Source organism: Vibrio gangliei (assembly GCF_026001925.1).
GTDB classification, from domain to species: Bacteria; Pseudomonadota; Gammaproteobacteria; order Enterobacterales; family Vibrionaceae; genus Vibrio; species Vibrio gangliei.
Genome location: NZ_AP021869.1, coordinates 96,751 through 109,281, shown reverse-complemented (window position 1 = coordinate 109,281; position 12,531 = coordinate 96,751). Strand labels below are relative to the sequence as shown.

15 protein-coding genes are annotated in these 12,531 nt (G+C 45.7%); 9 read left to right on the top strand and 6 right to left on the bottom strand.

What is annotated here, in order from left to right:
- Positions 1-94: 94 nt before the first annotated feature.
- From Vgang_RS00560 to Vgang_RS00550, 3 genes are read left to right on the top strand one after another with little or no spacing between them, the layout of a single operon-like run.
- Positions 95-388 (top strand): DMT family transporter, encoded by a 294-nt coding sequence (locus tag Vgang_RS00560; protein ID WP_264923457.1) that lies wholly within the window; start codon positions 95-97, stop codon positions 386-388.
- Positions 333-629 carry a DMT family transporter gene (locus tag Vgang_RS00555; RefSeq protein WP_264923456.1) on the top strand — a complete coding sequence of 99 codons (297 nt, stop codon included), beginning with the start codon at positions 333-335 and terminating at the stop codon, positions 627-629. The genes Vgang_RS00560 and Vgang_RS00555 overlap by 56 nt, the downstream gene beginning before the upstream one ends.
- A 42-nt stretch (positions 630-671) precedes the next feature.
- On the top strand, positions 672-1,016 hold the full coding sequence (locus Vgang_RS00550) for a DMT family transporter (RefSeq protein ID WP_245879969.1): 345 nt from the start codon (positions 672-674) through the stop codon (positions 1,014-1,016).
- Between the two features lie 55 nt (positions 1,017-1,071).
- On the opposite strand, the gene Vgang_RS00545 is transcribed toward Vgang_RS00550, so the two are convergent.
- Positions 1,072-1,848 (bottom strand): MalY/PatB family protein, encoded by a 777-nt coding sequence (locus Vgang_RS00545; RefSeq protein WP_105903398.1) that lies wholly within the window; start codon positions 1,846-1,848, stop codon positions 1,072-1,074.
- 63 nt (positions 1,849-1,911) lie between these two features.
- Here Vgang_RS00545 and malI point away from each other — a divergent pair, with 63 nt between their 5' ends.
- From malI to purD, 4 genes are all read left to right on the top strand, one after another.
- On the top strand, positions 1,912-2,934 hold the full coding sequence (gene malI / locus Vgang_RS00540) for a Mal regulon transcriptional regulator MalI (protein ID WP_105903397.1): 1,023 nt from the start codon (positions 1,912-1,914) through the stop codon (positions 2,932-2,934).
- A 58-nt stretch (positions 2,935-2,992) separates the two neighbouring features.
- On the top strand, positions 2,993-3,196 hold the full coding sequence (locus tag Vgang_RS00535) for a hypothetical protein (RefSeq protein WP_105903396.1): 204 nt from the start codon (positions 2,993-2,995) through the stop codon (positions 3,194-3,196).
- A 226-nt stretch (positions 3,197-3,422) separates the two neighbouring features.
- On the top strand, positions 3,423-5,015 hold the full coding sequence (gene purH / locus Vgang_RS00530) for a bifunctional phosphoribosylaminoimidazolecarboxamide formyltransferase/IMP cyclohydrolase (RefSeq protein WP_105903425.1): 1,593 nt from the start codon (positions 3,423-3,425) through the stop codon (positions 5,013-5,015).
- Between the two features lie 111 nt (positions 5,016-5,126).
- Entirely contained in the window at positions 5,127-6,422 is a 1,296-nt protein-coding gene (purD, locus tag Vgang_RS00525) for a phosphoribosylamine--glycine ligase (RefSeq protein ID WP_105903395.1), read from the top strand.
- Positions 6,423-6,556: 134 nt separating this feature from the next.
- Here the strand turns inward: purD and Vgang_RS00520 are convergent, their stop codons facing one another.
- The 3 genes from Vgang_RS00520 to Vgang_RS00510 all read right to left on the bottom strand — a co-directional run bounded on the left by Vgang_RS00520 (position 6,557) and on the right by Vgang_RS00510 (position 8,545).
- Entirely contained in the window at positions 6,557-7,288 is a 732-nt protein-coding gene (locus tag Vgang_RS00520; RefSeq protein ID WP_105903394.1) for a DUF1481 domain-containing protein, read from the bottom strand.
- Positions 7,289-7,382: 94 nt separating this feature from the next.
- Positions 7,383-7,655, bottom strand: a complete 273-nt coding sequence (gene hupA, locus Vgang_RS00515; protein ID WP_086981777.1) for a nucleoid-associated protein HU-alpha — start codon at positions 7,653-7,655, stop codon at positions 7,383-7,385.
- A gap of 296 nt (positions 7,656-7,951) precedes the next feature.
- The gene (locus Vgang_RS00510) at positions 7,952-8,545 is read right to left on the bottom strand and encodes a YjaG family protein (protein WP_105903393.1); all 594 of its coding nucleotides are present in this window, start codon (positions 8,543-8,545) and stop codon (positions 7,952-7,954) included.
- Between the two features lie 109 nt (positions 8,546-8,654).
- Between Vgang_RS00510 and Vgang_RS00505 the strand changes: the two genes are divergently transcribed.
- Together Vgang_RS00505 and Vgang_RS00500 are read left to right on the top strand one after the other, a co-directional pair.
- The gene (locus Vgang_RS00505; protein ID WP_105903392.1) at positions 8,655-9,596 is read left to right on the top strand and encodes a D-2-hydroxyacid dehydrogenase; all 942 of its coding nucleotides are present in this window, start codon (positions 8,655-8,657) and stop codon (positions 9,594-9,596) included.
- 36 nt (positions 9,597-9,632) lie between these two features.
- Positions 9,633-10,208, top strand: coding sequence for a uracil-DNA glycosylase family protein (locus Vgang_RS00500; protein WP_105903391.1), 576 nt, complete (start codon positions 9,633-9,635; stop codon positions 10,206-10,208).
- Here Vgang_RS00500 and Vgang_RS00495 read toward each other — a convergent pair.
- Complete coding sequence (locus tag Vgang_RS00495; protein ID WP_105903390.1) at positions 10,192-11,370, bottom strand: ABC transporter permease; 1,179 nt, start codon at positions 11,368-11,370, stop codon at positions 10,192-10,194. The genes Vgang_RS00500 and Vgang_RS00495 overlap by 17 nt on opposite strands.
- Positions 11,367-12,518 carry an ABC transporter permease gene (locus Vgang_RS00490; protein WP_105903389.1) on the bottom strand — a complete coding sequence of 384 codons (1,152 nt, stop codon included), beginning with the start codon at positions 12,516-12,518 and terminating at the stop codon, positions 11,367-11,369. Before Vgang_RS00490 ends, Vgang_RS00495 begins: the two co-directional genes overlap by 4 nt.
- Between the last annotated feature and the right edge of the window lie 13 nt (positions 12,519-12,531).

Genomic DNA, 12,531 nt, shown 5'->3' with positions numbered 1-12,531 from the left:
GCTATCCAACTTTTCGTGCCACACTCTAGCCTAGAGGTAAAACGTTTTATCAAAACTTAAAACAATGGACAGATAACACTCTCCACGAGGAACGATGATGACCATATTGAACCGTAGATTATTTATTCAGTGCTTATTTCCCATTTTTGCCGTCGCAATTTGGGCGACCAATGCCGTTGTAAGCAAAATGGCAACTGCAACCATTGAGCCTGGGGCGATTGCTTTTTATCGTTGGTTTGTCGCCTTACTCGTACTCAGCCCTTTCTGTTTACTCTCAGTAATAAAGCAATGGGGCGTGGTTAAACGTCACTTAATCAAACTCACCGTACTCGATGGTGCTCAATCAAAGTTTGGCGTATTACGCGGCCTACACCACCAGCACCACTAACATTGCGATATTTCTGTCTCTAATGCCATTGATTGGCCTTTTCCTTGCGGTGCCTCTGTTAGGCTCTCAGTTACGTAAAACCACATTCATCGGTGCGGCGATTTCTTTCTCTGGCTTACTGTATATGCTGACTGAAGGAAACCCTTTGCAATTAATGGAACAAGGCTTAAAACAAGGTGATCTGTTGATGCTCGCCTCTACTTGTGCCTATGCCTTGTATTCCGTGCTACTTAATAAATGAAAACTGCCTTTAACAACGTGGTGCGCGGTCTATTGTCAGGTATTGCTTGGCGCGTTATTACAGCTGCCGCTACTCTTTTCAAGCCAGCATTGGGGCATTGAAAACAACGCTTGGCCAATGGTCGGTTTTGCGGCCCTTGCCGCCTCGATTATTGCCCCTTGGTGCTGGTTAAAAGGCGTGGCTTTCATTGGCGCAGAACGGGCGACTTTATTTATGAATTTAGTGCCGATCTTTACCGCTAGCATTAGCGTGCTGCTACTGGGTGTGCATCCTACTCAGTTTCACTTAACTGGTGGTGGTTTGGTTTTTGTCGGCTTAACGCTGGCTCAATATAAGCCCAAACTTCATCCCAAACACCCTTCTAAGCTTATTATCAACGAAAGTTAAATTTACCTTGCTTAATAAGGTCGCCCTAGATAACTCCTCTAGGGCTTTTTCTCAATTAACCTTGATGTTGTAGCGTTTTAATCGCCGTAATTAAGGCCTTTAAGCCCGTTGCCACTTTACTGCGTGGGCAGCCGACATTCAGGCGTACATACCCTTCACCTTCTTGACCATAAGTATCCCCTCGCATAATCGCGACCTTATGCTCTTCAATCAAAATCCGTTGTAATTCATCCATATCAATATTAAGCGGCTTTAAATCAATCCAAGCTAAGTAAGTACCTTGAGGAACTTGATAGTTTAATTGCGGGAACTCATGACCTAATTGTTCAGCAACATAAATCAGGTTGCCGTATAAGTATTGTTTTAGTTCCTCTAACCATGATTCACCTTGTTGATAAGCGGCAATATGAGCAATCCCCCCTAGAATCGAAGGTGATGACAAACCATGCGCCGCTTTTAATTGAGTAAGATAGGCATCACGATGCACTTGATTGGGGATAAACGCATACGTCCCCGTTAGAGCTGGAATATTAAACGACTTAGAACCTGAGCTAACTAACGCCCATTCGTCATCTAAAGCCACCTGTGACCATGGAATATAGCGCTGATACGCCATATCCATATGAATATCATCTGAGATAACTTTGACATTATGTCGCTGGCAAATCTGCGCCATACGTTGCAACTCATCGTGAGTCCACACGCGACCAGTTGGATTCTGTGGGCTACAAAGCAATAAAATTTTACATTGTGGCAGTGCAGCTTGCGCTTCAAATTGTGGCCAATCGATCTCATAACTGGTGTCAGTTTTCATTAACGGACTGGTGAGCATTGTTTGATTTTGTGATCGCGATAAAAGAATCTATCTCTATACACTTCTATTCATTGGCGGACCATGAGTACACCAAAACCGAAAATCACCGATGTGGCAAAGCATGCTGGCGTTTCTGTCTCAACCGTATCATTAGCATTAAGCGGTAAGGGGCGAATTTCCGAAGCAACCATTATTAAAGTTAACCAAGCGATTGAAGCTTTAGGCTATGTCCGTAACACTGCAGCAGCCAATTTACGTTCCAACACCTCCAATTTAATTGGCTTAATCGTCAAAGATATTACTGACCCTTTTTATATGAAGATCACTTCCGGTCTTTCAGAACAACTAGAAAAGCAAGGCTATATGCTCTTTTTAGCTCAGTCGGGACATACTAAAGATAAACAAATTCAGTGTCTGAAATCGATGCTGCAACAAGGCGTCGCGGGATTAATTTTGTGCCCAAGTCGCGATGGTACACAATCCATTTTTGATATGATTCATCAAGCAGAAGTCCCTGTAATCAGCATTGCTCGAGCCGAAATTAATGCCAACATCGATTATGTCGGCCCAGACAACACTCATGCAGCAACGTTAGCAACCAAGCACCTGATTGAGCAAGGTCACCGGCATATTGCCTATTTAGGCGGCAGTGGCGAATCACTCACTCGTGCAGAACGCATTGGAGGTTACTGCGCAACCTTGATGCAATACGGACTACCGTTTAAAAATGAATGGATAGTAGAGTGTGATAAAAACCAGCAATCCGCCGCGAAGGCCGCGCAACACCTGCTCAGCAAATACCCTAAAATTACCGCCATTCTTTGTCACCACTCTAGCACCACAATAGGCGCACTTTATGGCACCAAGGCAGCAGGTAAAACCATAGGTAAAGATAATTATATTGGACAAGAAGTTGCCCTTCTCGGCTTTGATGATGTGCCGGAAGCCGAACTCACTAGCCCGACATTAAGCTTTGTAAACACGCCTCCTCGACAAATTGGCCAACAAGCGGCCATTCAAATATTGCGTAAAATACAACAGCCCCATTTACCACCACAGCGAATTATTGTGCCAGCGAATATCATTACTCGCGAGTCAGCTTAACAAGTGCGCAACAACAGGTTATGATTTAGTCACCTTTTGTGATTTCAAGGATTGGAGCATGAAGAGAACGACATCTATCATAATCACCCTGGCGGCATTCTTGACGCTATCTGCTTGTGCGCACCAAGATCAGCAAGAGTTCAAAGAAAGTGCGCGTGATGCTGCGCAAGCTACCAAAGAAGCAGGCCGAACCATTGGCCATGCGACGCGAGATGCAGCCAAAGAAACTGGCCACTTTTTCCGTGACATCTTCAAAGACTAATTAACTGATTTTAAAGCAAAACGTAAAAAGCCAAACGATTGCGCGAGCTTTTTATAAAGAAGTTGGTTAGAATACGCCCCAACAAATCTTGGAGTAACGTTTCGGTTGCTCAGTTAAAAACGGTAAGGTCTTTACCAAAGCGCTGCCTGCTAGCCTTGGTTTGAGTGTCGCTTTGGCAAACATCTTTCTTTGTTTTTAACTCCGTGATTTAAGGAATATGGAAGCCATGCAAAACGCTCGCCCAATTCGCCGCGCTTTAATCAGCGTATCTGACAAAACTGGTATTGTTGAATTTGCCCAAGCACTAACGCAACGTGGTGTGGAAATTCTTTCAACAGGTGGCACATTCAAGTTGCTGCAAGATAATGCCATCACCGCTACAGAAGTCTCTGATTACACAGGTTTTCCTGAAATGATGGACGGTCGTGTTAAAACTCTACATCCAAAAGTGCACGGTGGCGTTCTAGGCCGTCGCGGTACGGATGAAGCAGTCATGGAAGAGCACGGCATCAAGCCAATCGATATGGTGGTGGTGAACCTTTATCCATTTGCTGCAACGGTGGCTAAAGAAGGCTGTACTCTAGAAGATGCCGTTGAAAACATCGACATCGGCGGGCCAACTATGGTGCGTTCTGCGGCTAAAAACCACAAAGATGTGACTATTGTGGTTAATGCATCAGACTACGATCGCGTGATTGCAGAAATGGATGCCAACGACACGTCTCTTACCCTAGAAACCCGTTTCGACCTTGCGATTGCAGCGTTTGAACACACCGCCGCTTACGATGGCATGATCGCTAACTATTTCGGCACTATGGTTCCTTCTTACGGTGAGAACAAAGAAGGTGACGAGGAAAGCAAGTTCCCGCGCACTTTCAATCAACAGTTCGAGAAAAAACAAGACATGCGCTACGGTGAAAACAGCCACCAAGCTGCTGCATTCTATGTTGAGAAAAATCCTCAAGAAGCCTCAGTTTCAACGGCGCGTCAAATTCAAGGTAAAGCACTTTCATACAACAACATTGCGGATACTGACGCCGCGCTTGAGTGTGTGAAAGAATTCAACGAGCCAGCATGCGTTATCGTTAAACACGCCAACCCTTGTGGCGTGGCGCTAGGCTCTGACATTCTTGAAGCATACAACCGCGCTTACCAAACTGACCCAACGTCAGCATTCGGCGGCATCATCGCGTTTAACCGTGAGTTAGATGCAGCAACCGCAACTGCGATTGTTGAGCGTCAATTTGTTGAAGTGATCATCGCGCCTTCGGTTTCAGCCGAAGCCATCAAAGTCGTGGAAGCGAAGAAAAACGTGCGTCTACTTGAGTGTGGCGAATGGACAACTAAGACGACTGGCTTTGATGTTAAGCGTGTCAACGGTGGCCTTTTAGTGCAAGACCGTGACCAAGGCATGGTGACACTGGATGACTTGAAAGTGGTATCGAAACGTCAACCAACAGAAGAAGAGCTAAAAGATGCCCTATTCTGCTGGAAAGTCGCCAAATACGTGAAATCAAACGCGATTGTATACTCTAAAGGCGACATGACTATCGGTGTGGGCGCAGGCCAAATGAGCCGTGTATACTCAGCGAAAATCGCCGGTATTAAGGCGGCAGATGAAGGTTTGCAAGTTGAAGGTTGTGTGATGGCATCGGATGCGTTCTTCCCATTCCGTGATGGTATCGACGCGGCTGCCGAAGCGGGCATCAAATGCGTGATTCAACCAGGCGGTTCAATGCGCGATGATGAAGTGATTGCCGCAGCCGATGAACACGGCATGGCGATGATCTTTACCGGCATGCGTCATTTCCGTCATTAATATTTTCGTTTCTCGTATTACGTTTCTCGTTGCTCGATGTATCGCTTTTGATTTTCCGAGTAACGAGACACGAGTATTCGAGATACGTTTTTAACAAGAGATTGAATTAATATGAACATTTTAATTATTGGCTCCGGCGGCCGCGAACACGCACTAGGCTGGAAAGCAGCGCAAAACCCTGAAGTGGAAACCGTGTATGTCGCGCCTGGTAATGCGGGTACAGCGCTTGAACCTAAGCTTGAAAACGTCAACATTGGCGTGGAAGACATCGACGCTCTAGTGGCGTTTGCCAAAGAAAAACAAATTGAGCTGACGATTGTTGGCCCTGAAGCGCCACTGGTTATTGGTGTGGTGGATGCGTTCCGCGCAGCAGGTTTGCCTATCTTCGGCCCAACCAAAGATGCCGCGCAACTAGAAGGCTCTAAAGCGTTCACTAAAGACTTCTTAGCGCGTCATAAAATCCCAACGGCTGATTACGCTAACTTTACCGACATCGAGCCAGCCTTGGCTTATGTACGCGAAAAAGGCGCACCGATTGTGGTCAAAGCCGACGGTCTTGCCGCAGGTAAAGGCGTGATTGTTGCCATGACGCTAGAAGAAGCCGAAGAAGCCATCAAAGACATGCTGGCGGGTAACGCATTTGGTGAAGCAGGCAGCCGCGTAGTAATTGAAGAATTCCTTGATGGTGAAGAAGCAAGCTTTATCGTGATGGTCGATGGCTCAAGCGTTTTACCAATGGCCACCAGCCAAGACCACAAACGTGTGGGCGATAAAGATACCGGTCCAAATACGGGCGGCATGGGCGCTTACTCTCCTGCGCCAGTAGTGACGCCTGAAATCCACCAGCGCGTACTTGATGAAGTTATCTACCCAACCGTGCGTGGTATGGATGCAGAAGGCTACCCTTACACAGGTTTCCTCTACGCAGGCCTCATGATCATGGCCGATGGCACACCTAAGGTAATCGAATATAACTGCCGCTTTGGCGACCCTGAAACTCAGCCTATCATGATGCGCATGCAATCAGATTTGGTTGAACTGTGCTTAATGGCGATTGATGAAAAGCTCGATGAAGCGGAATCCCATTGGGACCCTCGCGCTTCTATTGGTGTTGTTCTCGCGGCAGGCGGCTACCCAGGTGATTACGCCAAAGGTGATGTGATTAACCTACCAAGCGGCGCAGAAGTGGAAGGCGAGAAAATCTTCCATGCTGGTACGGCAAACAATACCAGCGGTGAAGTGGTGACCGCTGGTGGTCGTGTATTGTGTGCCACCGCACTCGGTAACTCAGTGTCCGAAGCGCAACAACGTGCTTACCAACTAGCGAAACAAGTGAGCTGGAATGGTATGTTCCACCGCAATGACATCGGCTATCGTGCTATTGCTCGTGAAAAGAATAGATCGTGAACAAATGGTTCGTGAACAGCAAGGCGAGTAATTAAGCCAGCTTTTTCATACAGCTGCACCCAATAAAAAAGGCGCTCAATTCAACTATGAGCGCCTTTGTTGTATCTGAAACTGGTTAATTAGTGTTAGAGCTATTACTGCATAATGAGATGAGCTCGCTGCACGCAGCCATGCTCCGCCTCATCTAGCGATAACAAGTGCTCGATCGCCACCGTCTTGCTTTTCTTATCTTTAGAGCCAATAAAGGCAGCATAGCTGTTCAAACTATTGATACGTTGTTTAATCATCTGCGGCATATTTTCCGCCTGTTCGAACTTAATATTGCGATATTGCACACCATCACAAGAATCGAAGGTGCTGCCATTCCAAATACCTTGAATCAATTCGTAACCTTGATCATGAATATCATCAACCTTCTTCACTAAGATGTCAGCTTGATTGGAATAATAATCTAAGTCCGTTTGATTGAGTGGCAATATTTGGTTATCGAGACGATAACGCTGATAAATCGCCTCACCTTGGCTACTAAAACGAATATGCACTAGGAAGGGTTTTAACCCACCATCAGGCTGTTTCATTTCCCCTTCACGCACGATTTCTTTAATCACGCCATCTTGCCATTGGTAGCTACTTTTATACCAAGCATCTGAGTTCAGCATGACATAATCTGATGCGACGGTCGGTTTTGATAAGGCTCGAGTATACCAATAAAAAGATTTTTTCTGATTGGTTAATTCACCGCCAGAGAGGTCAACCGGTTCAACTGAACCACTGAAAGCACTGCTGATATGATCTGTCCAAGAGCCTGGCGATGAGCAGCCAGCAAGGAGAGATAAGAGAAGAATTGAAAATATTGGACGCTTCATAAAAAAACTACGCTGATATGGTACTCAGCGTAGTATATACATAAACAAGCACGGTGTGCGAGTTGCAATCAGCCACAATGAGGCTGAAATTGAATTATTTTACTGCGTCTTTAAGTGCTTTACCGGCAGTAAATGCAGGAACGTTTGCAGCAGAGATTTGGATTTCAGCACCTGTCTTAGGGTTACGACCTGTGCGAGCTGCGCGATGGTTGATTTTAAAAGTACCAAAACCAATTAGTTGTACTTGATCGCCATCTTTTAGCGCTTCAGTCACACCACCAAGCGTTGCTTCAAGAGCAGCTTTAGCTTGAGCTTTAGATAGGTCTGCTTTTTCAGCAATGGCATCGATTAATTGAGTCTTGTTCATTCTAGGTTTCCCTTCTCATTATTTTGGAGATCGATTCTTGTTGAGGATCGATTGTTTTAAGGTCTGAATCCACTCTAAATCATAAACGCCCCGTCTGGCAAAGGTTTGTGGCGTTTCTTTTGCTCTTATGACGTAAATTTAACCAGAAATTGAGCCTTAACTCACATTTTGTATTTTTATAGGCAAAATGATGAAAAATTTATGAATTTTCAGCTATTGGAGACTTATTTACCACGTTAAGATTCTTGAGGCGGAATATTCAACAAAACAATAATCCGCCCCAGAAAGTTAACTAATTAGTGCTCGACACTGATACCAATATTACTGATCCCTTCTTCACGCAACTCTATGCGTAATTCCTTGATCAATTCAATATCACGCGTTTCACTTTCACGTAGCGGACGGAATAATGCCCACTGCACATCCCATTCTTGGCAAACCGCTTCGTTTTGTTTTTGGTTGTCGTTGGTAATTTCTTCACTGCCTTGCGCTTCTTCTAATTGTGCGACAGTTTTTACCGACAATTGGCTCAAGTCGATCATCGCTTCAAACATTTCTTCGCGATCGAGCAAAGCATGCAACAGAATAGACAAACCAATACAGGCATCAATCGCAGGGTACACTGCGTAAAACTCATACTCTTCAGAGCTTGGGATTAATTCTTCTAATTTTTCTAGCTGCTTTTCAAAATTCACCTTCGCCGTTTTAACCGTCAGCACTTCCCATACGCTATCCAAAATCTCACGATATTTACGTGCGTCAGCAAATTGCGTATTTTCACAGAACAACGCGTAATTCGGATACATGCGCTCACATAGGCAAGCCATAAAGGTTATTTGCTGCCAAGGGACAAATTTTTCGAGGCGGACTTGAAGTGGATTCTGTAGCATAATGATGTCAATTATTCCGGTTAAGACTAAACACAGGAAGTGTACTTGATAATGGTTTTATTTACTTAAAAAAGTACACGCATTCGCCAAAAAAAGGAGTTCCGCGGGCATGAATTCACAGTATCCAAAAACAACGCCTCACTACCTCTATATTCTTTCCGAGCAGCAACCTAAGTATTTAGAATTATGGAAGCAGGAAAAGATAAGCGGAATCTCCCTCACGGAAAACCCAACTGAGGCGACCATTGTTTTAGCCGATCCTCCCAAGCTCGCCAAGCAGCTGAATGACTTCCCGAACCTCCAGTGGGCTCAGTCTACTTTTGCTGGTATTGATACCTTAACCAAATCGCACTTACGCCACGATTACCAACTCACCAATGTGAAAGGTATTTTCGGCCAATTGATCAGTGAATATGTACTGGGTTACAGCCTAGGTTATTACCGCCATCTTGCCCAATACCGCCAACAACAAGCCAAACAACAATGGCAACCGATTGAATATCAATCCGTTGTAGGAAAAACCATGTTGATACTCGGTACGGGCTCAATAGGCAGTAAGTTAGCCGAAACCGCCAACGCACTCGGGTTCAAAGCCGTGGGGGTGAATCGCAGTGGACAAGCACCAACACCAAGTTGCTTTTCCCATTGCTATTCGATCGATCAGATCGACCAAGCACTCGCACAAGCGGATATTGTGGTCAATGCCCTGCCGAGTACAGAACAAACACGTGGTTTGTTAAACCGAGAACACTTGAGTCATTGCCAACAAGCCTTACTATTTAATATTGGCCGAGGTGATGCGGTCGATGAACAAGGGTTATTGGCTGCATTAGAACAAAACTGGCTCAGCCACGCTTACTTAGATGTGTTTCCTGTTGAACCTCTGCCGCCACAAAGCGCTTATTGGCAGCATCCAAATGTCACCATTACCCCACACATTGCCGCTAACAGCTTTCCCGAGCAGGTGTTTGCTATCTTTAAACAAAACTGTCAACACTGGCTAGCCAATGAGCCACTGGAAAACCAAGTGGATTTTCAACGCGGATACTAGAGTTACCAACAAGGTAGAACGTCGCAAGGTGAAAAGATGAATTCGTTTGAACAACTGATACAACAAATTGACCAATGTCGATTATGTGCTGCGCATTTAGCTGATGGTTGTCGCCCAGTGGTTCAAGCGCATCCACAAGCAAAAATTTTGATTATTGGTCAAGCGCCGGGGCGTAAAGTGCATCAAAGTGGCGTGCCTTTTGATGATGCCAGTGGAGATAGACTGCGAACTTGGCTAGGCATAGACAAAGCCACATTTTACGATGCCAGCCAGATAGCGATTATGCCAATGGGATTTTGCTTTCCTGGCACTGGCAAAAATGGAGACTTACCACCAAGAAAAGAATGCGCCCCAACTTGGCATCACGCGCTCTTGCAGCAACTCCCTAATATCGAGTTAATCGTATTAATCGGCCAATACGCACAAAATTATTATCTGCCAGATAAGCCTAAAACCCTGACTGACACAGTAAAAGCGTGGCAACAATTTGCACCGCGTTATTTGCCTTTGCCGCATCCCTCGCCACGCAATAATATTTGGCTCAAGAAAAATCCTTGGTTTGAATCCGAACTTATCCCTCAGTTGCAGCAAACCATCACTCGGTTACTCTAACCTTATTAGGATTCGCTTGGGTTTGGCAATTTCTTCTCATTAACCATAATGCCACCGCGCCATACACAAACACTTGCAGCCACAGTTGCCACACGTAAGGTAGCACCTGCTCTAAACTGGCTCCCATTTGATTTAAACGTAAAAAGCCATTAATCGCAGGGGTTGAAGGCGCCAGTTGTGCTAACCATTGTAATGGCATCGGTAATTCAGCTGTCGGCCACACAAAGCCTGCGCAGAACACCAAAGGCAGCGAGCTCAATACCACAATCAGAGTCGCTAATTCTTTACGTGGGATCAGCTCTCCCATGATCATGCCCAGTGCGATCACCGCGAGTAAGAATGGAATGATCAAAACAAACAAATTCGACATGGAAGCCAAGCGGTTAATGCCATAAAACTCGAAACTAAAGCCGAAGTAGTACATCACCAAAGGGATATAAATCAAAAGCAGAATAATCCCTCTTGCCGACCACATATCGAATGCTTGAGCATGCTGCCAATACCCTGCTCGTTTAACACTGCGCTGCTCATTAATGCTGCCGCCCAATAACCCTGCTGCGATAAGTAAGGTTTGATGCAATATCAGCACAAACACCGCCGGCACAATGTAGTTGATATAGCCATTGGTGGGGTTAAACACCGGCTGCATTGAAAGCTTGATCGGCGCGTATTGCTGCGCCGCTAATACTAAATTTTCACCTGACATCACCATGCGTGACACTTTGGCTTGTGCTGATAGTGTTCCTCCAGCGGTCGCTAACCCTTCGACAACGGTGCCATACACTAGAAAGTACGCGGCATCTCCGGCATAAGCGAGTGTCGGGCTTTTGCCTAATAAAAGATCTCGGCTGAAATGACGCGGGATCAATAAAATGCCATGCACTTTGCCTTGATTAAAAAGCGCTTTCGCCTCTTCCAAGCTATAAGCGTGCTCAGTGATCTTCACTTGCGGCGTCGCATCAACCATTCTTTCTAATTCACGACTTTTGGATGAATTGTCCAAGTTGACCACCACAATCGACTGCTCACGCGGTAGTTGTTGACTGTATGGCAAAGGGTATAAAAAGGAATACAGCACCACGCCACCAAATACCGTCAAGAGTAAAGCAGGGTTAGTGAAAATCGCTTTCAACTCGCACCGAAATACTTGCCACCAACTCATGAGGTCGCTCCCACTTTAAGCGCCAAGGATTTCGCCCTTACCGCCACCAGCAAAAGTAGCAAGGTAAAGCACCCTAACGACAATAAAGAGCTCGCCGCTTGCCCCCAATCAACCCCATTATTGACTTGTTTGACTTGCACATCGATGTAGTGACTGACCGGTAAGAGGTTACGCCAAACCAGTCCAAGTAATGGCATATCTGAGGTTGGGAACGTGATACCCATAAACGCAAAAGCGGGGGCAGTAAACGCGGCCACAAAACTCATTGAACGAGTAGCATCTAAAGTCAGCATGAAAAACAACGCGCCGACACTTTGGCAAGCCAACACCATCAACAGTTGCGCCAATAATAAAATGCTCCAATGACCATGCATCGGCCAATCTAGCCACACATACATCACCAGTAAGAAGATAATACCTTGCACTAAATAAAACGGCGTGTAGGCGATAATCTTGCTTAGCAACTGACGAATGGGATCGGGTGTCAACCATTTGGCAATCCCTTGCTGACGCTGCTCTAGTGCAAAACTCAATACCGTGGTGGCGACAATAAAGATTTGCCATAACGCCGGAATGGCCGCCGACACCAAAAACTGACCATAGTGACTGTTGCTATTAAATAACGCGGTAATTTGAGTTTGAATCGGCACCGCTTGGGCTAACGCTTGCTGCGGTAGCGTATTGCCTTTACTCATATTTTTTTCCGCTTCAATTTGGGCGTTAAACGTGCCTTGCGCTTGTTGCATTGCTGCAGTCACAAGCTTACCAATCAGAATGAACTGGCTATTATAAAATGTGGTTATAGTCGGAGGGTGCCCAAGTAATACGTCTCGAGTTAAATCATCGGGAATGACCACCAGAGCATAAATTTTTCCCGCTTGTAAATCCTGCTTACCTTGCTCTATCGACGTATAAGACTGGATTACTTGCAAAGTTGGGCTGGTATCGTAATAACGGATCACGCCTCTCGACAGGCTGCTGTGCTCAAGGTCAACCACACCAATGGGTAAATCACGGGCGCTGCCGGTCGAGAATATCCACCATAATGCGAAAAAAAGCACACAAGGTAGCCACCACAACATGGCCTTTAACCAGGGCTGCTGGGTGATTTGCGACCACTCTCGTTGCAGGGCGTGAGATTCAATCATTCAATTGATCCCA